25 protein-coding genes are annotated in these 22,698 nt (G+C 47.2%); 3 read left to right on the forward strand and 22 right to left on the reverse strand.

What is annotated here, in order from left to right; all coding sequences use genetic code 11:
* Nucleotides 1-49: 49 nt before the first annotated feature.
* Nucleotides 50-1,069 carry a glycosyltransferase family 2 protein gene (locus DWZ40_RS04065; protein ID WP_118541031.1) on the reverse strand — a complete coding sequence of 340 codons (1,020 nt, stop codon included), beginning with the start codon at nt 1,067-1,069 and terminating at the stop codon, nt 50-52.
* Complete coding sequence (locus tag DWZ40_RS04070; RefSeq protein ID WP_118541033.1) at nt 1,066-2,019, reverse strand: CPBP family intramembrane glutamic endopeptidase; 954 nt, start codon at nt 2,017-2,019, stop codon at nt 1,066-1,068. The genes DWZ40_RS04065 and DWZ40_RS04070 overlap by 4 nt, the downstream gene beginning before the upstream one ends.
* A gap of 192 nt (nt 2,020-2,211) precedes the next feature.
* On the opposite strand from DWZ40_RS04070, the gene arcC reads away from it, so the two are divergent.
* Nucleotides 2,212-3,150 carry a carbamate kinase gene (gene arcC / locus DWZ40_RS04075; protein WP_118541035.1) on the forward strand — a complete coding sequence of 313 codons (939 nt, stop codon included), beginning with the start codon at nt 2,212-2,214 and terminating at the stop codon, nt 3,148-3,150.
* A 215-nt stretch (nt 3,151-3,365) separates the two neighbouring features.
* On the opposite strand, the gene DWZ40_RS04080 is transcribed toward arcC, so the two are convergent.
* The 12 genes from DWZ40_RS04080 to DWZ40_RS04135 all read right to left on the reverse strand — a co-directional run bounded on the left by DWZ40_RS04080 (nt 3,366) and on the right by DWZ40_RS04135 (nt 13,564).
* Entirely contained in the window at nt 3,366-3,668 is a 303-nt protein-coding gene (locus tag DWZ40_RS04080; protein WP_243035190.1) for a GGDEF domain-containing protein, read from the reverse strand.
* A gap of 29 nt (nt 3,669-3,697) precedes the next feature.
* Nucleotides 3,698-3,886, reverse strand: coding sequence for a hypothetical protein (locus tag DWZ40_RS04085; protein ID WP_147354129.1), 189 nt, complete (start codon nt 3,884-3,886; stop codon nt 3,698-3,700).
* Between the two features lie 126 nt (nt 3,887-4,012).
* Nucleotides 4,013-4,963 carry a GTP-binding protein gene (locus tag DWZ40_RS04090; RefSeq protein WP_118541227.1) on the reverse strand — a complete coding sequence of 317 codons (951 nt, stop codon included), beginning with the start codon at nt 4,961-4,963 and terminating at the stop codon, nt 4,013-4,015.
* A gap of 75 nt (nt 4,964-5,038) precedes the next feature.
* Nucleotides 5,039-6,286: a CobW family GTP-binding protein gene (locus DWZ40_RS04095; RefSeq protein ID WP_118541039.1), complete on the reverse strand. Its 1,248-nt coding sequence runs from the start codon at nt 6,284-6,286 to the stop codon at nt 5,039-5,041.
* Nucleotides 6,287-6,455: 169 nt separating this feature from the next.
* Nucleotides 6,456-6,821, reverse strand: a complete 366-nt coding sequence (locus tag DWZ40_RS04100; RefSeq protein WP_118541041.1) for a metal-dependent transcriptional regulator — start codon at nt 6,819-6,821, stop codon at nt 6,456-6,458.
* Between the two features lie 228 nt (nt 6,822-7,049).
* Nucleotides 7,050-9,140, reverse strand: coding sequence for a heavy metal translocating P-type ATPase (locus DWZ40_RS04105; protein WP_118541043.1), 2,091 nt, complete (start codon nt 9,138-9,140; stop codon nt 7,050-7,052).
* A 185-nt stretch (nt 9,141-9,325) separates the two neighbouring features.
* On the reverse strand, nt 9,326-9,646 hold the full coding sequence (locus tag DWZ40_RS04110) for a DUF6110 family protein (RefSeq protein WP_118541045.1): 321 nt from the start codon (nt 9,644-9,646) through the stop codon (nt 9,326-9,328).
* A gap of 213 nt (nt 9,647-9,859) precedes the next feature.
* On the reverse strand, nt 9,860-10,135 hold the full coding sequence (locus DWZ40_RS04115; protein ID WP_118541047.1) for a transcriptional repressor: 276 nt from the start codon (nt 10,133-10,135) through the stop codon (nt 9,860-9,862).
* 109 nt (nt 10,136-10,244) lie between these two features.
* A complete protein-coding gene (locus DWZ40_RS04120) occupies nt 10,245-10,409 on the reverse strand; it encodes a FeoB-associated Cys-rich membrane protein (protein WP_118541049.1) in 165 nt (54 codons plus the stop codon).
* Nucleotides 10,410-10,633: 224 nt separating this feature from the next.
* Nucleotides 10,634-12,817: a ferrous iron transport protein B gene (feoB, locus tag DWZ40_RS04125; RefSeq protein WP_118541051.1), complete on the reverse strand. Its 2,184-nt coding sequence runs from the start codon at nt 12,815-12,817 to the stop codon at nt 10,634-10,636.
* Between the two features lie 129 nt (nt 12,818-12,946).
* A complete protein-coding gene (locus tag DWZ40_RS04130) occupies nt 12,947-13,165 on the reverse strand; it encodes a ferrous iron transport protein A (RefSeq protein ID WP_118541053.1) in 219 nt (72 codons plus the stop codon).
* Nucleotides 13,166-13,348: 183 nt separating this feature from the next.
* The gene (locus DWZ40_RS04135; protein ID WP_347560041.1) at nt 13,349-13,564 is read right to left on the reverse strand and encodes a FeoA family protein; all 216 of its coding nucleotides are present in this window, start codon (nt 13,562-13,564) and stop codon (nt 13,349-13,351) included.
* A 310-nt stretch (nt 13,565-13,874) separates the two neighbouring features.
* On the opposite strand from DWZ40_RS04135, the gene DWZ40_RS04140 reads away from it, so the two are divergent.
* A complete protein-coding gene (locus DWZ40_RS04140; protein ID WP_118541055.1) occupies nt 13,875-15,164 on the forward strand; it encodes a sensor histidine kinase in 1,290 nt (429 codons plus the stop codon).
* A gap of 146 nt (nt 15,165-15,310) precedes the next feature.
* Here DWZ40_RS04140 and DWZ40_RS04145 read toward each other — a convergent pair whose 3' ends face one another.
* The 8 genes from DWZ40_RS04145 to DWZ40_RS04175 all read right to left on the reverse strand — a co-directional run bounded on the left by DWZ40_RS04145 (nt 15,311) and on the right by DWZ40_RS04175 (nt 21,520).
* On the reverse strand, nt 15,311-15,895 hold the full coding sequence (locus DWZ40_RS04145) for a hypothetical protein (RefSeq protein WP_147354130.1): 585 nt from the start codon (nt 15,893-15,895) through the stop codon (nt 15,311-15,313).
* Between the two features lie 818 nt (nt 15,896-16,713).
* A complete protein-coding gene (locus tag DWZ40_RS04150; protein WP_118541059.1) occupies nt 16,714-17,541 on the reverse strand; it encodes a metal ABC transporter permease in 828 nt (275 codons plus the stop codon).
* Entirely contained in the window at nt 17,538-18,248 is a 711-nt protein-coding gene (locus tag DWZ40_RS04155; RefSeq protein WP_118541061.1) for a metal ABC transporter ATP-binding protein, read from the reverse strand. The genes DWZ40_RS04150 and DWZ40_RS04155 overlap by 4 nt, the downstream gene beginning before the upstream one ends.
* Nucleotides 18,248-19,567 carry a metal ABC transporter substrate-binding protein gene (locus DWZ40_RS04160; RefSeq protein WP_118541063.1) on the reverse strand — a complete coding sequence of 440 codons (1,320 nt, stop codon included), beginning with the start codon at nt 19,565-19,567 and terminating at the stop codon, nt 18,248-18,250. Before DWZ40_RS04160 ends, DWZ40_RS04155 begins: the two co-directional genes overlap by 1 nt.
* 167 nt (nt 19,568-19,734) lie before the next feature.
* The gene (locus DWZ40_RS20285) at nt 19,735-19,860 is read right to left on the reverse strand and encodes a hypothetical protein (RefSeq protein ID WP_279220623.1); all 126 of its coding nucleotides are present in this window, start codon (nt 19,858-19,860) and stop codon (nt 19,735-19,737) included.
* A gap of 18 nt (nt 19,861-19,878) precedes the next feature.
* Nucleotides 19,879-20,109, reverse strand: a complete 231-nt coding sequence (locus DWZ40_RS04165; protein ID WP_118541065.1) for a hypothetical protein — start codon at nt 20,107-20,109, stop codon at nt 19,879-19,881.
* Between the two features lie 348 nt (nt 20,110-20,457).
* On the reverse strand, nt 20,458-20,883 hold the full coding sequence (locus DWZ40_RS04170) for a flavodoxin (protein WP_118541067.1): 426 nt from the start codon (nt 20,881-20,883) through the stop codon (nt 20,458-20,460).
* A gap of 46 nt (nt 20,884-20,929) precedes the next feature.
* The gene (locus DWZ40_RS04175; RefSeq protein WP_118541069.1) at nt 20,930-21,520 is read right to left on the reverse strand and encodes a DUF3793 family protein; all 591 of its coding nucleotides are present in this window, start codon (nt 21,518-21,520) and stop codon (nt 20,930-20,932) included.
* 256 nt (nt 21,521-21,776) lie between these two features.
* On the opposite strand from DWZ40_RS04175, the gene DWZ40_RS04180 reads away from it, so the two are divergent.
* Nucleotides 21,777-22,646, forward strand: coding sequence for a MerR family transcriptional regulator (locus tag DWZ40_RS04180; protein WP_118541071.1), 870 nt, complete (start codon nt 21,777-21,779; stop codon nt 22,644-22,646).
* The last annotated feature ends 52 nt before the right edge of the window (nt 22,647-22,698 follow it).

Here is a 22,698-nt window from a genome sequence, read left to right on the forward strand (position 1 = left end):
TTTATAAAAGTTTCGTTCCTGTTCGCACATGCGTGCCCAGCCACGGGATTTAGTTAAATCCGAAGAATTTCTGGCTGATCTTATAACCGGCAATGGATACGGTGCGTCCGCTCTTTCCAGGCAGATTCATGCTCTGACCTAAGAAGCCCCAGCGCAGGCGCATATAAAGGGCAAAATCCTGCTCCTTCAAATCCTTCCAAAGCTGTTTTTTCTTCTCCATATTTTCATCGGTTCCAGACTTAATGGCAAGAATGGAGCAGATCGTCATCATGATCTCGAGGTAGCGCACCATATAATGACGCAGCTTGTAATTTGTGATCTTCGCATCATGGTAATACCCCAGCATCAGACGGGTTACCAAAAGCTGCTGGTCGATACGCCCGATCATGACCTGCTCGTTGACTGACTGGTCCTGTCTTCCGATGAAATACCGGTAAAAGTTTACATCCAGATAATAAAATGTCTTTACATACGGAAGCGGCTGGAATACGAAAATATTATCGACATAGAAGGTGTGCTTCGGCAGTTCCAGGCCACACTCCTTTAACATCTGCGTACGGTAAATGACCGAATGCATCAGAATATACTGACCCAGCATAAATACCTTTACATCTTTCCAGGTGCAAAGCTGACGCTTTGGAAGTGCCGTACGGTACTGCATGACCCGTTTGTGCTTTGCCCCCTGCTTCTCATAGACAAAGTTAGTGATAAGCATATCCAGGGTCTGGTTGCCCATGACAAAGCTTCTAAGCGTCTGCAGAACTTCTTTATATGCCTCCTCATTGACCCAGTCATCGCTGTCTACCACTTTAAAATAGACACCGGTCGCTGCCCTAAGACCGGCATTGACTGCCTCACCGTGACCTCCGTTTTCCTGGTGGATGGCCTTGCAGATACCAGGGTAACGTGCCTCGTACTCGTCTGCGATCTGAGCCGTATTGTCCTTCGTGGAGCCGTCGTCCACGATCAGAATTTCTACCTCCTCTCCGCCCGGAAGCAAAGACTCGATACAGTTTCTCATATAGCCTTCAGAATTGTAACATGGAATTGCTATCGATAATAATTTCATACTTTTTCAAAAACCTCCTTGGTTTTATATAACGATGTGACAGCCACCAAAAAGCCAGCTGCTGCCAAAATTACCGCTGTCTGGGTCTGCAGGACCGGCAGATTTCCAAAAGAAAGCCCGTCCGGAAACGATGGAATTTTGGATGCCTGCCTTACATAAGCGGCTGCCACGGAAAATGCCGCTGCAGCCATATTTGCTCCTGCATGCAGAAATACCGCCGGAGCCAGCCTGCCGCTCCAGACCGTCACCAGTTCCAGGCAAATACCCAGCAAAAAAGCATACACTCCCTGACCGAGATTTCCATGATACAGTCCAAACAGCAAGGCACAAAAAATCACGGACAGGCGCGTCCCCATATACATGCACAGTCCCTTATGGATAAACCCCCGAAATATCAGTTCTTCCGTCAATGGCGTAAGCACCACCGTGATCAGGATCCGGAGCGCACCTGGTGTGCGGTATATGGTTTCCTGCACACGGCTCCAGCCTGTTGACGGTGCAAAAAGTACCTGCAGCACCATATTCAGGCACAGACATGCCCCAATCCCGGTCAGTGCAGCAAAAAAACAGCCTTCCATAAAGCGATTTCTCCCGTCAGACCTGTTTTTTTCTGTTTTCTGCAGTGTTTCACCCGCTGTTCTCTGCGTTGATTTCTGCAGCTGCAGCATTCCTGCGTTTTGTGCCAGAATCTGCATTTTTGTCAGATTCCGGTATACGGAGAACAAAACGGGAAATGCCAGAAGCGCACCTGCCCCAGTCACCACAAGACCGGCTTCCGATCCTGACAGCAGGGAACGGATCTGTGCATTTTTCGCATGTTCCGCAAACAAAGAACAGCCTGCCATGGCTGCCTCTGTACACAGTTCATAAAAGACAAGCGGTCCAAGCAGCAAACATGCAGTCTGGAACGCTTCCATTTTCAATCGTTTCTTCCGTGTTTTCTTATACATATTTCATTGCATTGCGTATCCGTAAGGCACCAATGGCGCATCCACGGACTAATTTTTCAACAATGTCATCCTTTTTCCTATAACTATTTCACTATACCACAAACCGGTTGCAATTTTCAAGCAGAAACACTATAATGAATCCAAACAGGGACTACCTAAATAAAAAACTACATACAGAAAGGGTTCAATCATATGGCAAAGAAAAGAATTGTTATTGCGCTTGGTCACGACGCTCTTGGTACCAATCTCCCGGAGCAGAAAAAAGCAGTAGCTTCCACCGCAAAATTAATTGCGGATTTCATCCAGAATGGCTGGCAAGTCGCTGTCGTTCACAGCAATGCACCTCAGGTAGGCATGATCCACACCGCTATGAATGAGCTTTGTTTTAACCATGAAGGAGAAGGTTATACTCCTGCTCCCATGTCTGTCTGCTCTGCCATGAGCCAGGGCTACATCGGCTACGACCTTCAGAATGGGATTCGTTCCACGCTGTTAAAACGTGGTATCTATAAGCCGGTATCCACCGTACTTACCCAGGTTATGGTTGACCCTTACGATGAATCCTTCTACAATCCAATCAAGAAGGTAGGTCGTTATATGACCAGAGAAGAGGCCGATGCGGAAGAGGCAAAAGGCAATTATGTTACCGAAATTCCAGGCAAGGGCTGGCAGCGTATCGTATCTGCACCCAAACCAGTTGGTATTGTCGAGATCGATACCATCCGCACCTTAATGGATGCTGATCAGATCGTCATTTCCTGCGGCGGTGGCGGTATTCCGGTTCTGGAACAGGGCAGTGAACTGCGCGGTGCCAGTGCTGTCATCGAAAAAGATTCCGTCAGCGGACTCCTCGCAAAAGAGATCGATGCCGATGTTCTCATGATCCTGACCGATGTTGCACAGGTAAGCTTAAACTATGGAAAAGCGGAAGAGGCCCCGCTCTCCCACCTGACTGTGGAAGAAGCAGAGAAATATGCTGCTGAAGGTCAGTTCGGTGAAACTTCCATGCTTCCTAAGATTGATGCTGCTGTTTCTTTCATCAAGTCCGGAAAGGGCCGCAGTGCCATCATCACAACCATGGCAAAAGCGGAAGAAGCCGTAAACGGTAAGGCCGGAACTACCATCGAGTAATCTGATATCTGATCCAAAAAATATTTGTTACTGTTCACGCATGCATGCCCAGCAACATGAACAACCATTTCAAATTGGAAACGTGCTCCGCCAGGCGCACACGATGAAAAACGGAGTTTTGCAAAACCGCAAAACTCCGTTTTTTAAATCCGTTATCTGTTATCGTCCATACTTTTATGACCCATATATCTTGCATCCGCTCCTGCCATGTTCTTTCACATAGTAAAGAGCCTGATCGGCATCTTTAAAAATGGATTCTCCTGGTCTGAAAAAGCTGCTCCGACGCTTAACGATACCGCCGGCAGACCATCTGCTCCAGAAGCAAAACGTTCATTTGCAGCGGCAATCTTGTCTTCGATCGTATAGTTTAAATCGCTGGTCATTTCCACCATGACAATTGCAAACTCATCCCCGCCGATCCTGCATACATAATCAATGCTTCGAAATGCTTTCTGCAGGGTGTCTGCTACCTTTTTCAGGATTTCATCCCCTGTTGCATGCCCATAAGTATCATTCACCGATTTAAAGGTATCTACATCTACCAGAATCAGGGCAATTCCATATAGGTGCGCTGACCGGTCATGGCATAAAGCCGAACCTGCTCCGTCAGGTAATCGGAATCATCCTGCAGCTGCTTTGCTGCCCGCTCACATTGGATATACGATTCCGTCGTGTCATGCAGAATCAAAAACTCCCGCTCACTGATCATGGAAATAATCAGAAACAGAGCCGCCACAAACACGGTAATGCCTATGCTCTAGGAGCTTACTCTTCTGATCTTAATTTTTTTGCCCATCCCTATTCTTCTTTTTTGCAGCAATAAAAGACTTTGAGGTTTTAGTCGCTGTCCTGGTCATCATGGTTATCCAAATTGTACTACATCTTTGATCGGCTGTGCCGGAACAACTTCCTCTGCATAAAGCACCGGTCCCTCGCCATTATAATCCTGCCAGTACTCAATCTCAACTCTGGCCCGTACAGTGACCCATTGTCTGGTTTCCAGGTTTCTGGCTTCCTTGGACTTGCAGATGTAACCCAGAAATGTCATATCCTCTGCACAGCAGGTCATAGCCATACGTCCCGGCACAAAATAGTTCTTCGGGAAATTCGGAGATTTCATGACCATAGCAGTAAATTCCACAACTTTGCCCTTATAACGTTCTGGCTTGTCCATACAGTCAATATACCAGATGCCATAAGCCTCCGGACTGATCTTGATGACATCAGCCTTCATATCATACGGAAGATCTTCTTCCGAAATCTCATCGATCTCGCCATTTTCATCCTCAAAAACAATTTCACACTTGGTGTTCATGGATTTGAGCATGCGCTTATAACGTTCCAGATCATCAATGCCGTCGCAGCGATTACAGATGATAAGTTCAGAATTTTTCACCATCGCATTTAACAGAGACTTCATATTCTTCACATACAAATCGAACGTAGACATATCGATGATGGTGATCTGCTGATAAATGGTCCAGTCTTTCGGGAGCTTTAAATCATCCTGATTCCACATGCCATTCCACTCGATCAGCACACGCTCCGGCTGATGCAAAAGTTCCAGATCGGTTAACTGCTCTGGTGTGATCTGGTCTAAACTGTCTACATATACAACGGAAGTCTTTGTATCTTTTAAAAGGGCATCATCGTATTCCGTGTCGCCTTCCTCACAAACGATCAAAAGGGTCTTTCCCTCTGTCTGGAAATAATCCTGTTCCATTGTGAAGGACAAAAACTCGGTTTTTCCGGCTTCCAAAAATCCATTGATCAAGAATACCGGCGTTACTTCATCGTCAATCATTGGTCCCATATTTTGTACCTGTCCTTTTTTCTTTTTAAGAAAGCGCTGATGCATTCAGCGCCTTCTTCTGATCTATTTGGGCAATTAGTTTCTTCCAAATGCTTTCTTTAATTCGTCTTCCTTTAAGTTGGCACCGATGACACATACCTTACCGGTATAATCCGGTGCTCCGGTGCGGATCTCATACTGCTCCGGCACCATATCAAAATAGTACCACTCGCCTTCCTTCTCGCTCGGAAGCATGCCTTTTGCACGGAGAACATCACCGTATTCATTGCCGTAAGCCAGTTCTTCCAGAATTGCAGTCAGATTTTCCTTGCTGCAGGCATCGATGGTCTCAAGCCCCCAGCTGCTGAATACCTCGTCTGCATGATGATGATGGTGATGGTCGTGGTCATGGCAGCCGCATCCGCATTTCTCATCATGGTCGTGATGATGATGCTCATGATCGTGGTCATGGTCCTCACAGCCGCACTCCTCGTCATGGTCGTGATGATGGTGCTCATGATCGTGGTCATGGTCCTCACAGCCGCACTCCTTATCATGGTCGTGATGATGATGCTCATGATCGTGATCATGGTCCTCACAGCCGCACTCCTCGTCATGGTCGTGATGATGGTGCTCATGATCGTGGTCATGATCCTCGCAGCCACAGCCGCAGTGCTCGCCATGCTCGTGGTGATGGTGGTGTGCGTGCTCCTCCTTTACCTGGGCCAGCAGTTCTTCCATCATGGTGTCCGGCTTTTCAATCAGCTCTAAAAGCTGTGCACCGGTCAGCTGGTCGATCGGAGTGGTCACGATGCTTGCATCCTTATTGTGCTCGCGAAGCAGATCAACATCGGCTAAAACCTTCTTGGAATCTGCCACATCGGTACGGCTCATAACGATGGTTCCTGCATTTTCGATCTGGTTGTTGAAGAACTCACCAAAGTTCTTCATATACATTTTGCACTTGGTTGCATCTACGATGGTTACTGCACTGTTCAGTTTTACATCCAGGTTCTTTGCCACATCGCGCACTGCGTTCATAACGTCAGAAAGCTTGCCAACACCTGACGGCTCGATGATAACACGCTCTGGTTTGTACTTGGTCAGTACCTCTTCCAGGGATTTTCCGAAATCTCCTACCAGAGAGCAGCAGATACAGCCGGAGTTCATCTCACGGATCTCGATGCCGGAATCTTTTAAGAATCCGCCGTCAATGCCGATCTGACCAAACTCGTTCTCGATCAGGACAACCTGCTCACCCTTGATGGCCTCCTGTAAAAGCTTCTTAATAAATGTTGTTTTTCCTGCGCCTAAAAAGCCGGAAATAATATCAATCTTTGTCATGATGATCCCTTCTTTTCTTTATGCTCTGTCAAGCAGCTGTTAGCAGCTGCTATCGCTATCGTTTCCCATTCTGTCACAAAATGTCCAGAATGTCAATATGCCGGGCAGGTTGTGCCCGGCATATCATGTTATTGCTGGTTACTGGTTATACATATGTGACCGGTAACCTTTATTTTCTTTTTTCCATATAAGCACTGATGCCGTCAACCACTTCCTGATCCAGGATGTGCTCCATGCGGCAGGCATTCTCCTCTGCCATTTCCTCAGAAACACCCGTTACCTCCTGCAGGAATGCAGTGAGGAGCAAATGGCGTGCGTAAATAGACTTTGCCTTGACAAGCCCTTCCTCGGTAAGCTGGATGTCACCACCCTGCTCCATGGAAATGAAACCCTGGTCACGTAAAAGTCCCATGGCCCTGCTGACACTCGGCTTACTAAAATTCAGCGCACGTGCCACGTCAATGGAACGCACAACTCCTTTTTTTTCTTTGATCATCAGTATTGTTTCCAGATAGTTCTCCCCTGATTCGTGCATACAACAACAACCTCCTGTCCCATCATGGGATACCGCAGCAAGTCTGACAAACGAAAAAACGGGCTGCGAATACTATAATCATAAACGATAATCCCATGCAAGTCCAGCACTTTTCCGAAGTTGTACGAATTGTTTCTATAAAAAAATTCTCAATTCATCATTTCATTCTGAAGTTGTTCGAATTTCTCCATATAAAAAACTTCTTCTCCGGAAAAGCAGACACCCGCTTTATTCCGGAAGTAGATTCCGCATGCTCTTTAAGCTGATCAGAAGTGTCGAAGTATTGTGCAAAAGCGCAGAGGTGGCAGGCGGCAGAATGCCAAGAACGCCAAGCGCGATCAGACCTGCATTAAACCCTACGATCGTGCGGTAGTTCCAGTTGATCCGCTTCATCAGATGATTGCTGATCAGTTTTAATGTTACCACCTCGTAGAGGTTGTCCGCACCAATCGTTACATCTGCGATCTCTCTCGCAAGCTCCGCACCATCACTGATGGCAATACCCACATTCGCTGCGGAAAGTGCCGGGGAATCATTGATTCCGTCACCGATCATGATGACCTTGCGGCCTGCATTCTTTTCTTTCTCCACAAAGCTTGCCTTATCCTCCGGAAGCACCTCGGAATAGTACTCATCGACTCCTGCCTTTGCAGCGATCGCTTTTGCCGTACGTTCACTGTCGCCCGTCATCATGACAACCTTGCTGATGCCTGCCTCTTTTAAGGAAGCAATGACATCGCGCGCCTCCTCACGCAGCGGATCCTGAATGCAGATCACGGCTGCCAGGGCACCGTCGATTGCCAGATACAGATGGGAATATTCCGGCGGAAGGGCATCGAATACGTCCTGTTTTCCTTCCGGTATGGTACATTTCTCGTCTTCAAAGACAAAATGAGCACTGCCGATGATGGCTTTCTTCTCGCCATTTTTATCCTCCAGGGTTGTGGAAATGCCATGTGCCACAATGTACTCCACCTTGCTGTGAAGTTCCTCATGAACCAGTTTTTTCTTCTTTGCTGCATCAACCACTGCCTTTGCCATGGAGTGCGGGAAATGCTCCTCCAAGCATGCCGCGATCCGGAGCAGTTCATCGCTGCCCATCTCGTTAAAGGATACTACATCCACAACCGTCGGCTGCGCCTTGGTCAGGGTTCCAGTCTTATCAAAGACAATGGTATCTGCCTCGGCCATCGCCTCCAGATACTTGCCGCCCTTTACCGTAATGTCATACATATTGGCCTCACGGATTGCGGAAAGAACAGAAATTGGCATAGCCAGCTTTAAGGCACAGGAGAAATCAACCATCAGAATCGACAGTGCCTTCGTGGTATTTCTGGTGATGAGCCAGGTAAGACCCGTGCCGAGCAGGCTGTACGGAACCAACGTATCAGCCAGATGCTCTGCCTTGCCCTCCAGGGAGGATTTTAATTTTTCTGATTCCTCGATCATGGTAACGATCTTGTCGAACTTGCTGGAACCACCGGTTTCTTTGACGCGGATGGTGATCTCACCTTCCTCGACAACAGTGCCTGCATAAACAGAGGCACCTGCTGTCTTGGCTGCCGGAACCGACTCGCCGGTTAAGGATGCCTGGTTGACCATGGCTTCTCCTTCGACCACTTCGCCATCGAACGGGATCACATTGCCCATGTGAACACGGACAAGGTCTGCTTTCTGGATGGTATTGGTCGGAACCAGTACCTCCTGTCCATCGCTCACCAGCCATACTTTGGTGATGTTTAAGGACATGCTGCGTGCCAGATCTCCCACCGATTTTTTGTGCGTCCACTCTTCCAGGATTTCACCAACACCAAGCAGGAACATGACGGAACCTGCCGTATCGAAGTCGCTTCTTATAATCGAAACGCCAATCGCGGTCGCATCCAGAACCGGAACTTCAATCTTTCTGGCTGCCAGTGTACGGATTCCTTTCCATATATATTTCACGGATTTCACCGACGTGATCACTGCCCGGATGCTGGCCGGAAGGAACATGGTATTTCCTGCACGCAGGATCACGCGGGTCATCAGCTTGTCCCAGTATTCACTGTTTAAGGCGCGACCGGAATTCTGCAGATAAGACTCCGGGACCTCTGCCTTCTCATAAGAGAATGTCTGCAGATCGCGGACAACCTCATTCCGGTCTCCGTCAAAATGAATGACCATTTCGCCAAGACGTTCCCGTACTTTTACAGAAATCGCATATGGCTTCGCGTTGAAGTAATACTGCAGAGTGTCAGCCTGCTCGAAGCTCATGCGGCCCTGCAGGATCTGGACACGGATTCTGCCGCGGATTTCATGTTTGATTACAAATTTCATGAGATATCCCTCTTTTCACTACGGATATGTATTTTGTATGTATTTCAAAGGAAAAGGGATGCAATCACTTCTGCTGCATCCCCCCATTTTCCTGTTTTCACGTTACGATTCTGTATCATCCAACACCGTAACATTCCTGCAAAAACCGGGCGGCAAGTCACAGATACCGCCCTAAAACACAAGCATTACTCAGCGTCTGCTGCTGCCTCGGTTTCTTCTGCTTCAGCCTCAGCTGCCTCATCTGCAAATGCAGCTGCCTCAGCTTTCGCTGCACGCTCCTCGTTGATCTGCTGAGCCTCAGCGTAGATGTCCTCTGCGTTTGCCTGTACGCTTGCTGCTACGTTCAGAACACATGTCTTTGCACGAAGAACAGCTGCAGTACAGTTGGTATAAAACTTCTTTGCATCCTCACTTGCAAGAACTTTTACGCCTGCGGTGCCAAACAGAACACCTGCTGCAAAAATTCCGGATTTCTTAACATCGAAAGCTTTTAAACATTTTAACATGACTGGATTCCTCCTCATATGTAATTTTTTTGTTTATCGGGTATTCTAACGCATTCTTTTTCAAAATTCAAGAGTCTTTTTGATAAAAATTATTAATAATGGAAGAAAAGGAATGTTAATGATAATCTTTCTCATTAACATTCCTTTTCACGATTCTCCGCCCGGAAAATGAACTTCCTGTTTCAGTCCGGAGGCAGAACCGTCTTCTTCATTTCATGCGAACGCCATATGTTCTCCCATACCGTAATCAATCCGATACATGTTTTTTCTCTGAATCAGACCAGCTTCTTCCAGTGTTTTCACCATACGGTAAACCGTAGCCATGCCAATGCTTGGGTCACGTTTTGCTGCCTTATAATAAATTTCCTTGCAGCAGCTGCACTCATCCTGTAAAATCACATCAATCAAAAGTTTTCTCTGGCTGGTAATCCGGCAGCCATTCTTCTTCAATTCCGAAATAATAAATCCTTTTTTTGCCTCAGCTGACATATGATACCTCCTCTTGGTTGTTTGCTCTTTCCGGTTGATTTTGGTTAGTTTTTGCTAACTTATGGTTTTACAGAAAGGGCAGACAAAACTGCCCTGATCTGTTTGTTTCTTATTTTGTTTTTGGTTTCGGAGTGGAAGGATGACAGCTTGCACAGCCGGAACAGCCGGCACAGCTTCCAGAACATCCACCTGATTTTTTCTGCTGGTGACGCTTTCGGATCACATAGAAACAATATCCGGCGATGACGGCCACTACGATAATATCTGCTAACACTTCCGTTCCCTTCTTTCTATGCTGTTCACAGGTTGTGTAGACAGCAGCACATTTTAGCTGTTCTGTAATTCCAGTGTATCATAATGTCATGGACAAACAGCTTTTCATTTTAGCACCAGTTCCTGTATTTGTACAGTATCCATGCTATGAATGCAGCTCCGGCCGGTGAAAGCCGGAGCTGTAAAGATCTTATGTATCATTTGTTTTCAGAGCTTCTTACAACGTTATGAAGCAGCCTGTACTGATCTCTTTGCGTAGGTCTTCTGGTCTTTATACGGATCCGGACGGAACAGCATGAAAAGCATGAAGAGTAATACAACGAATCCAACTACAGTACCAACACCGAAGGTGCCATACAGTAAGAAGGAACCAACCTGATAAATAACCAAGGTTACTGCGTAAGCAAATACATTCTGGAACACAATTGCAAACCAGAACCATTTGCGGCTCTGCATCTCTTTTGCCATGGTAGAGATTGCTGCCAGGCACGGAGAATCAAGCAGGTTGAACAGCAGGAAGCTGAAACCAGCCAGAGCAGTTGGGAACCACATGCCAACACCAGCTGCAACGGTATCTGCATCCTCGACATCGCCTGCAACGTTTGCAAGAACGCCCATGGTAGAAACGATACCCTCTTTTGCACTGAAGCCGGAGATTGCTGCTGCAACCGGCTGCCACTCGCCCCAGCCAAGCGGTGCGAACAGCGGTGCGATCGCGCCGCCGATGATAGCCATTAAGCTGTCTGCGGAATCCTCAACCATACCAAATGCGCCATCCTGTACACCAAAGGTGCTTAAGATCCACATAACTACACATGCTAAGAACAGTACGGTACCTGCTTTGATGAAGAAGCCTTTCAGTCTCTCCCAAACGTGAAGCAGGACAGTTCTTGCAGACGGAATGTGGTACTGCGGCAGCTCCATAACGAACGGAGCCGGCTTACCGGAGAACGGTTTGGTTTTCTTTAACATGATAGCTGCGATCAGAACTGCTGCGATACCGATGAAGTACATCAGCGGAGTGATCATGCCAGCGACATCCCAGCCGGTTACGTAACCAGCCATAACACCGCCCATAAGAGCGATAACCGGAAGCTTTGCACCACACGGAACAAAGGTTGCAGTCATAATGGTAAGACGTCTGTCGTTATCCTGCTCAATGGTCTTGGAAGCCATAATTCCAGGAATGCCGCAGCCGGAAGAAATCAGCAGCGGAATGAAGCTCTTACCGGAAAGTCCGAAGTGACGGAACACACGGTCCATAACGAATGCAATACGTACCATGTAACCGCAGTCCTCAAGGATAGACAGGAACAAAAACAGGATTGCCATCTGCGGCATGAATCCAAGGACGGCACCCAGACCACCAATGACACCGTCAACAGCCAGGCTGATGATGAAATCGCTTGCGCCTGCGTTGGTAAGGAAGTTGGTTGCAACATCCTGAATAGCACCTACAAAGGTATCATTGGTCCAGTCGGTGACGAAGGTACCAACGGTAGATACGGAGATGTAATAAACAACCCACATGATCGCGATGAAGATCGGAATACCAAGAATACGGTTGGTTACAATCTGGTCGATCTTATCGGATACGGTCATCTTGTCTTTTCCCTTCTTAACAGAAGAGGAAACGACCTTCTGGATGAATTTGTAACGCTCATCGGTTACAATGCTCTCCATATCATCATCATGCTTTTCTTCGATTTCTTTTCTGGTTGCCTCAACGATACTTGCAGCAGAAGCCGGAAGTGCGATGCTCTCAACAACCTTGCTGTCGTTCTCAAGGAACTTGACTGCATACCATCTTTTCTTGTCAGCAGTGATGCTGTCCGGAAGAACCTCTGCAACCTTGGCAACTGCTTTTTCCATCTCCTCAGTGAAGATTTCCTTCGGCAGTGCTGCCTCTTTCTTGTGGGCAACTTCAACTGCCTTATCGATCAGCTTGTCAAGACCGGTCTGCTTTAATGCGGAGGTCTCAACCACCGGGCAGTTCATTAACATGGAAAGACGTTCAACATCAATCTTCATGCCTCTCTTCTCCAGAAGATCCGTCATGTTTAATGCGATGACAACCGGAACACCGGTCTCAATGAGCTGGGTGGTTAAGTACAGGTTACGCTCGATGTTAGTAGAATCCACAAGGTCCACGATCACATCCGGATTTTCTTTCAGCACGTAGTCACGGCTGACAACCTCCTCCAGTGTATATGGAGACATGGAGTAAATACCCGGAAGGTCGGTTACGATCACATCCTCATGTTTTCCTTTTGTTTTTAATTTGCCTTCTTTTTTCTCTACCGTAACGCCCGGCCAGTTACCTACATACTGGTTTGCACCGGTGAGGGCATTGAACATGGTTGTTTTACCACAGTTCGGGTTTCCGGCAAGTGCAATCTTAATTGCCATTTTCTTCCTCCCTGAAGCCAGATCCTGGCTTTCATTCTTCAATGTTGTCCTATGTATGATTCTTTGTTTGTCACAAAAACTGTATCGCGCAGAACTTTCAATCCCAAAGTTTCCTGCCGCGTACAATAACTATTTTACCTCTACGCACTGGGCATCGTCTTTTCTGACAGACAGCTCATAGCCTCTGACGGTAATCTCAACCGGGTCTCCAAGAGGAGCAACTTTTCTGATGTAAAGCTCGCTTCCTTTCGTGATACCCATGTCCATAATACGACGCTTGTAAGCACCATCACCACTGATTTTGGTTACCACAACGGTACTTCCAACTGCTGCATCACCTAAAGTCATCGTCTTAAATCTCCTTTCCCAAAGATCACTGCCTGATCACCGCCCTGGGTCTTCGTGGCTTCCGTTCGAATTCTTAATGGTTTTATGCCCTGATTCTTTGCGTTCTCCGTTCCGGCCCTCTGCAGCCATTTGATCCTGGCAGATATGTTTTCATTTGTATATAGTTACGTACCTCACGGAAACTTACGCTACCATGATGTGACGTGCCATATCCTGGTTAATTGCGACTCTGGAATCCTTGATGTTCACGATCACATTGCCTCCGATCGCTGAGATCACGGTAACCTCGGTTCCTGCCACGAAACCAAGATTCTCCAGAAAACGTCTGCACTCCTCATTTCCTCCAACCTTGTGGATTCTGCTCGCCTGTCCAACCGGCGCCATAGTAAGTGGCATCATAACTCATCTTCTTTCTTTTCTTATAGTATATAAATGAAGCTGCATTGTAACTGATGTAATAATTTAATCTGACACTTACACCAAATACAGTCAGGCGGAAGCATTAGCACCCGCTAACTTTAAATTAGTATAGGCTAACTTCGGTTAGCAGTCAATAACTTTGCAGCAATTTTGTCATTTTTGTTAGTTGTTGCTAACCGCAAGTTTTCTTATTGAGAAATTTTTATTACTATTGTAAGCTTGACAGATTTTTCCAGGAAAATATGGTATGATAGGCATATCTTAGACGTGTTTTGGAGAGGTTATCGATATGATTGAACTGGTTTTTAATGAATTTCTCAGCACATTTCCATTTTTTATATTGGCTTATCTGCCGGTCTGCGACCGCATGCGTTTTGCATTCAAAAAATCCTTCCTGATCATGTGCGTCTGGGAATCCGTTTATCTTTGCCTGTTTGCCCTGCTCGTGATTTTCGGATCGCCCAGTGTTTCCGCCCAGTATCTGGCAATACCAGTGCTGTTCGCCCTGATGGTATTTTTGGTTGAAACGGATATTGGCATTGCCGCATTTCTTTTTTTATTTACAATCGATTATCTTCTGGTTATCCGGGCTGCAACCTTTTGTCTCTGCCAGAAAATTTTTCATTTTTCATTTCTTACCTGGCAGGCCGGGATCATCACCCTGGTGCTCACCCTGACGACTGTATTTTTCATGTCAAAGTTTTTGAGAGGGATTCTTTCTGACCTACTCTCTGTGCAGCTGCCGGAATTCTGGAAAACTGCCTGGCTGCTCCCATGCTCTGCAACCGTCATAGTCCTGCTCCTTACCGGGAACATCCGCAGCGGGGTCATAAAAAACAATGCACTTATGGCAAGAATCCTGCTTCTGGTCTGCATGTTTCTCATCAGCCATCTGATTCTTTTGTTTATCCGGAATCTACAGGAACAGATCATGGAACAGGAACGAAACAAAGCGATGGAAAATCTGTTAAAAATTCAGAGGAAACAGTCCGAAGAGCTCCAGACACGCATCAAAGAAAACCGCAGGGCAAGACACGATTTCCGTCAGCACAGGGCCGTGATCCGTGACCTGGTAAGCCGCGGGGACTTAGATTCCTTAAAAAATTACCTGGAGGAATATGAACAGCAGTTTCCCGATTCATCCGACCAGCTGTATTGCGGAAACCTTGCCTTAAATGCTGTCCTCTCCTATTATGCAGACCAGGCAAAACAATATTCCATACCCATAACACTCAAAATCGAACTGCCGGAAAAACTGCTCATCCCGGAAACCGACTTTTGCGTCCTGATCGGAAATCTTCTGGAAAATGCCCTCGAAGCCTGCAAAGCGCAGGTCAGCGATCCCTTTATCCGCGTTCTGATCCAGCAAAACCAGATGTCTTCGATCACGGTCGCAGTCGACAATTCCAGCTTCTATCGTCCAGTCTGGGATGGACAAAAGCTTCTCTCCAGCAAACACCCTGGAAACGGAATCGGAACGGAATCCGTGCGTTATATTGCGAAACGCTGCAAAGGTGATGCACGCTTTGAGTGGAAGGACGGAGTGTTCTACGCATCGGTTATGCTGAACCTGCAATAATTCTTTTCCTGTAAAAATTATTGGACACGTCACTGACGCCTCCTCGACATGCAATACACCAAAAACGACTGCCCTTTCATGTCAAACCACATGAGAAAGCAGTCGTTTTCGTTTTTCATGACCTGTGTATTAAGAATACACTTCTTCTATTGTTCGTCAGAGCCCATATTTTTCTTTTGATAAAGCTCCATTACTTTTTCAACATCATAATCCGGTGCCATTTGTTTTGCAATCTGGTAAATAAGCTGCACAAAGGCTTCGTCCAATTCCAGAGTTTCTGCGATCCGTAATACGGAATCGTTTTTCTGCATTTTCTTTACAATAAGCCGAACCTGTTCCAGAAGCTGCCCCTCTTCCAGTCCAGCTTTATGACCCTCCGCGAGACCAGCTTCCCGGCCCTCTGCAAGACCAGCTTTATGACCCTCCGCAAGACCAGCTTCCCGGCCCTCTGCTAATCCAGCATTTCTGTATTGTTTTTGCAGTAATTGATAATTTCGCTCTTCATCGTATTCATAGATGCTCACTTTTAACACCTCCGCACGATTTTTTCGCAGGAAATCTGCCAGCACATCATTTTTGATACATTCCTCCATTGCATCATTCACTGCCAGAACCAACGGGAGACCGCTTTTCTGCTTTTCGCGTACCAACGCTACAAACGTTGAATAATCATGAAGCTCCCTGCATTTTTCCATTAATGCCACATTATGCCCTTTGTTGATGTTTAACACAATTGTTTCCAGGTGAGAATTCCAGCTTTTTCTGTTCTTCTCTTCTGGAATTCCCTGTTTGATTGTTTCGTGGTTTCTCAAGCATAGAAAAATTCCAGTAGATTGTTCAGAATGGCAATGCCATAGAAAATTAGATAAACCGCACGGTGAAATAGAGGTTCCCATGCTGTGGCTAAAAGAATGTTCCTGCTTTGCTTATAACATACCATTTTTATGCTGCATTGGCAAGGGAAATCTTCTTTATATAAACAATATTGCACAGTAAGTCTCTGTAGATACGGAAACACAAGCCAGCCGGTACAGGAACGCATTTGGGTGAAAATCCTTTTGCTCGTGGGCTGCGCCGCCTATTGTTGGAACTGCGACCCAAACTCGCACGCGCTGCGTGCTCAAACAAGGGTCTCCGTTCCAACGCTATGCTCGCCCACTCACGGATTTTCAAACAAATGCTTATCCTGTACCGGCTGGTTTGCGTTTCCTGTGTACTGGCTTTACTAGAATAAAAACCTGTAACCATTACTGATTCGGCAGATAGTTAGCCTATCTCTGCCATTTCAGTAGTGGCTGCAGGTTTTTCGTATGTAGTGGAGCCAGTACAGTAGAAAGCACCCGCCCCGCCATGCGTAATAAGCATTCGTTAGCGAATTTTGCCCGTTTTGTGAGTATAGCGATCGTTTCGGAGCTCTGTCTGAGCGAACGCAGTGAGCGAGTTAGCGGAGGAACGATCTATAGGCAACGGAGCAAAACGGGCGAAAATTCGCGTGAATGCGTTTACGTATGGCGGGGCGGGGGCTTTCGGACTTACTGTGCAATATTGTTTATTTCTTTACAACGCGCATAAGCACACTCTGTGCGATCGTAAACAACACAAATGTAGCCAGATTCACCATGACGACGCTGGCACCTGCCGGGGTGGAAAATCCGTAGGAAAAAATAATTCCAAGGAGGAAACATACAACAGCCAGAACTCCGGAGCAGATGACTACACCGCGGAAGCTTTTAAAGATTCTCATGGAGGTCAGTGCCGGGAAAATGATCAGGCTGGAAATGAGCATGGCGCCCATCATCCGCATGCCGAGTACAATGGTGACCGCCGTTAAAACAGCGATCAGAACATTGTATAACTCCACCCGCACGCCGGTCGCTTTCGCAAAGTTTTCATCGAAAGTTACAGCAAACAGTTTGTTGTAGCAAAATACAAACAGGCATAGCACAATGATAGAAAGTACTGCGCTTAAGATAACGTCCTCACGGCTCATCGCAAGAATGCTTCCGAACATGTAACTGCTGACATCGGTTGTCATACCGGTTGTCAGGGAAGTGACAATAATGCCAAGGGCAAGGGAGCTTGCGGAGATCATGGCAATGGCTGCATCGCTCTTCACTTTTCCGTTTTCAGTGATGCGGAGCAGGAAAAAGGCTGCCAGCACAACAAGCGGGATTGATACCTTAAGCGGAGACCAGCCCACGGCAATGGCGATGGATAACGCACCAAAGGAAACGTGGGATAAGCCGTCTCCGATCATGGAATAGCGCTTTAACACCAGACTGACACCCAGCAGGGCGGAGCAAAGCGATACCAGGATTCCGCCTACCAGGGCGCGGACCACAAACGGATAGGAAAGCATTTCCAGAATCATACTCATGCCTCTTCACCTCCCAGAAATTCTTTGCCGGCCACACTTTTTTTGTATTCTTCTGCTGTTCCGCAGAATACAACGTTCCGGTGAAGATGCAGGATCTTGTTGGCCTGGCTGATGACATTGCCAATATCGTGGGATACCATGATGATGGTGATCCCGTCTTCTTTATTCAGCTTCTTAACGAGATGATAAAAATCCTGGATTGCGGACGGATCAAGACCAGTGATCGGCTCGTCCAGGATCAGAAGCTGTTCCGTGGCACAGAGGGCACGCGCGATCAGGACACGCTGCTGCTGACCTCCGGAAAGTTCCCGGTAACATTTATTTTTCAGATGTTCAATGCCCAGGCGTTCCAGATTATGCGCTGCAAGTTTCCGTTCCGCCATAGAATAGAATGGACGGTTTCCCCTGCGGCTTAAAGTTCCGGACAGTACAACTTCCTGCACGGTAGCCGGGAAATCCTTCTGAGCCGCGGTCTGCTGGGGAAGATAACCAATCCCCCCACGTTTCAGATCATCTGCCACAGTAAGCGTTCCGCCCGTTGGCTTTAAAAGACCCAGCATGCCCTTAATGAGCGTACTCTTTCCCGAGCCGTTTTCCCCTACTACGCAGAGATAATCTCCCGGATAAATTTCCAGATTCAGATCAACAACCGCGTCCTGGTTTTCATATCCAAAATCAGCATGTTCGCATTTGATAATCGGATTCATCAGTCAATTCCTTTTCTTAAATTTTCGATATTCTGGCGCATCAGTTCCGCGTACGTAATGCCGGAATCAAACTGCGCCCTGGTAACATTGTGACAGGAGTGAAGAAGCAGCGGCTCTGCCCCGGTTTCTTCTCCAATGATTTCAGATACCCGGTGACTGCTCAGTTCCAGGTAGTATACCACTGGAATCTGTTCTTCTTTTACCTTGTCGATCAGATAGGCGATCGTTTTTGCGCTCGGCTCCGTGTCGGAACTGCAGCCCGAGAAAGCCGCCCGGTAATCCAGCTGGTATTCATCCGCCAGATAGCGGAATGGGAATTTATCACCCATCACGATCATGTTTCGTTTGCGATTTCTGGACACCTCACGGAAGCCTGCATCGATCTCTTCCAGTTCCTTTTTGTAATTTTCAGCCCCCAGCCGAAATACCTCTGCATGTGCCGGATCTGCCTCTGCCAGTGTTTCTCCGATCACATCCACCAGCTTCATGGCATTCACCGGCGAAGTCCAGATGTGCTCGTCGTACTCAATCGTTTCTTCATGACCATCGTGATCCACGTAGTCACTATGATCATGATCGTCGGTCTCCTGGGCATGCGCTGCATGCTCCTCCGGTGTCTCTCCACTGTGGTCGTGATCGTCAACTTCCTGTGCATGCGCCGCGTGTTCCTCCGGCGTCTCTCCACTGTGGTCGTGATCGTCAACTTCCTGTGCATGCGCCGCGTGTTCCTCCGGCGTCTCTCCACTGTGGTCGTGATCGTCAACTTCCTGTGCATGCGCCGCGTGTTCCTCCGGCGTCTCGTGACTGTGGTCGTGATCATCACTGTCTGTATGGGAATGCACATGATCATGGTCGTGATCGTGCCCGGCATCTTCCATGCCTTCCACGATTTCCTCTTCTACGGTATCTACATAATCCATCATAGTAACAATCGTCATGTTGGAGGTATCCAGGGCCCCCAAGGTATCCTCCAGCCAGTGTTCCATGGTTCCGCCGTTGCTGATCAGCACATCCGCATGCTGGATTGTCCGGATGTCAGCCGGGGTTGGCTCAAATGAGTGACTGTCCATGCCTGCCGGAATGACCATCTGAAGGTCTACCTGGTCACCAGCAATCTGCCGCACGAAATCATAGTACGGAAACAGAGTCACCGCCACCTTTAATTTCCCATTTTCTTCCGAAGAAGCATCAAAGGCGCCCTGGCTTCCTTCAGCCGGTCCGCATCCACTAAGAAACACGGATGCACCAAGAAATACTGCCAGCAGACATTTCGGCAGCCTGTGGCTTTTCCAAACTGTATTGTGTCTGTTTAATTTCATGTTCATTTCTTTCTGTTGCTGTCTCACCGCTGCAGACAAACCTGCACAGTGATATGTCTCTGTAACATCAGACAGCTTCAGTCATCATGCATTGTGACTGAAGCTGTCTCATTTGGTTGCATAGTTAGTTTAAGTATACCACATTCTTTTTATTATGAAAAGAATCATTATTTACAGATTTTCTCGATCCACTGGACCAGTTCTCCGTCATAATCAGCATCTCCATGCGGCTGATCCCACACCAGTGCATAATCTACATCGGCGTCGGTCTTGTTCTCCAGACTCAGAGCCATCCCAGCTCAGGAAAGTGCTCAGATCCGTCCCTTTTTCGGTTCCAGCAGTGCGTCCTGCATTCCCGGTTTCAGTGCTCCCTGCTTCCGGCTTCGTTCTGTCTGCGTTCTCTGGCTGACCGGCTGCTTCCGTTTCTTCTGCATCTGCCGTCCGGTCTGCTTCTCCTGGTTTTCCCGCATCGTCCAGCTTTCCCGCTTCATCCGGTCTGGCATCCAGATATCGCAGCTGCTGCGGTCACTGCCGCAAGCCATAAACCGCTCTGGTAAAATCGTTTATTCCGCTTCATAATGATATGCACTCCTTTTCATGCCGTCCATTTTATATAGCGAATGTGATTTGAAAATGGAAATTCTGTGTTCATTCTGTGAAATCCCATCCACATTCCTGCATTATTTTACAGAACAATTTTCACAGGAAAGCACAAGAATGCCCCGCGACCCAGACTTTTCATCCGGCATCCACGGGGCATTTATCATTACGTGGCATATCGAGGAGGCGCCGGTGGCGCGTCCGCTGATTTTTTACCGTTGCTTCAACCTGCAATATTACAATTCACGGATACACAAGCGACAACAGGATTTTTATCGATATGATTCTTTTTATTTTGCCAGTGCTGCACCAAGTGCCTTGCATGCTGCCTCATCATCATCGTTCGGAGTCAGATTTGCGATCACACCCTCACCGTTTACAACATTTGCGCCAGCTGCACGCATACGCTCTACCCATTTGCGCATCCATTCGCCATCGCCCCAGTCATAAGAACCAAAGAGGCCAACGGTCTTGCCAGAGCAGATTCCCTCTACTGCGGTCACAAAATCATCCATTTCTGCATCCAGTTCCTCATCACCCATTGCAGAAGCGCCCAGTGCGAAGCTGTCTGCATCCTTTAACATAGAAACGTCTGCTGCGGATACCTCGATGACATTTGCCTTTCCGCCTGCTTCTTCCACACCTGCACCTACAGCCTCAGCCATAGCCTGTGTATTTCCTGTGCTGCTCCAGTAGATTACGTTTACTTCTTTCATGTTCGTTATTCTCCTTTCTATTTCCGGCTGCATGGTATTTTCATGTTTAGGACACTGCCACATGGGACAAGGTCCGTCCGCACATGATTTCCCTCAAAGCCTGTTCTTTCACCCGGTCATACAGGTCAAAGATTTTTTCAGCTTCCTTCGGATTCTGGTATACTTTCCAGTAGCGGGATGTCAGGCTGTTTTCTCCGCGGTTGATGATAAACCCTTTCACGTCTCCCACCGGATATCCAAGCAGAACGCCAAGTTCATGAGGAAATTCTTTCGCAGTCCCGGCATACCGCTGATACCGTCTCCGAAGTCTCGCCAGCACAGACGCTACATCAAACCGGTCATAGCCGCAGTTTTCCAAAAACTCCCGGACTTCCCGGCTTTTCAAATGCCGTTCCAGCTGTTCATAGCGGTAGAGAAATAAAACTTCTTTTTCTGCATCCATATAAAGCGGAATACAGATAATCCTGCTTTTCTTCAGATATGCACGGATCTTACGCCATCCGCCCGGTTTCATGGTAATAAGATTCGAAATCTTTACTCCTTTTAAAACCGGGGCACACTGTGTCACAACCCGGAAGCCAAACTTTTCTTCCGATGTACAGTTGTTCAGAAAATGAAGCATGGTCTCTGCTGACATGTGCCATTCCTCCTGTAAGGTTTCTTCTTGGCTCGCATCTGGTTACCCGTCGCTAACCCGATGTGTTTATGTTAGCATAAGCTAACTTTTAAGTCAATCCAGTTTTCTGAGGAAAATTTTCATTAACTGTTTATTGAGAATTTCTTGTGATCTGTCCGGTATCTTTTGATTTATTTTTACACATTTTTACGATTTTATTACACCGGTTGATTTTTCTTCGTTCTCCTGATACCATCTTGCCAGGAGGTCAAGCAGCATGAATCAACGAAAATACCGGATTGGAGATGTGGCAAGCCTTATGGGCATGAGCCGCGACACCATCCGCCATTATGAAAAACGCGGACTGATCACTGCACAAAAAGCAGAAAATGGTTACCGTTATTATACAGAAACAGATCTTTCCAGGCTTCTCGGTATCCTTTACCAGAGAAAAATGGATATCGGCCTGGATGATCTTGCTTCACTATGGAACGCAGAGGATTCTGCCGATTCAAATGAACAGTTAAACCGGATCATCGACCATCGTCTGGAAGAAGAAGAGGAAGCGATCCTGGAACACAAACGCAAAATTGCCCGCTTAAAACTCACTAAAAATGACTGTGAAAACATGCAGAAATATGCGGGGCAGATTTTTCTTTGCTCTATTCCGGATTCCTATCTGATCGAGTCCAACCTGACCTTTCAGGATGGTCTGGAACAATGGTTCCAGTATGCAAGGGAATACAACGGGTTGGACACGATGTATCTGTTTGATGAATTTCAGCTCCAGACAACATCGTCAGAAACGCCCTTGACAGTTTCCCGGCATGCAGCACAAAAGGATGCCCTGTGTCTCAATTATCAGCGTTCCTCTCTCCTGCTCCATAAAGATATGGCAGAATATGCTGATTACCCGATTCCCACCGACATTCCCTGTACAAATCCGTCCAGACAGTATCTGTCTGCATTCTGCACTTCGCAGGACCGCATTCCGCCCGTCCAGGTGATAAAGGATATGATCGCACATGCGCAAAAGAATGGTCTGAACTGCCAAAATCAGCTGTTTTCCACCTTTCTTATACAGGGAATACGCGGACAAGAGCAATGCTATTACATGCAGCTTTTTCTTGCAGTATCGGGTTGTTAAAAACGAAAGGCTGAAAAACTGCTGCGAAAGGCTTTTTCAGCCGTACGAAAAT

Origin of the sequence: Clostridium sp. AF32-12BH (assembly GCF_003477935.1) — a bacterium.
In the GTDB taxonomy this organism is placed as follows: Bacteria; Bacillota; Clostridia; order Lachnospirales; family Lachnospiraceae; genus Brotaphodocola.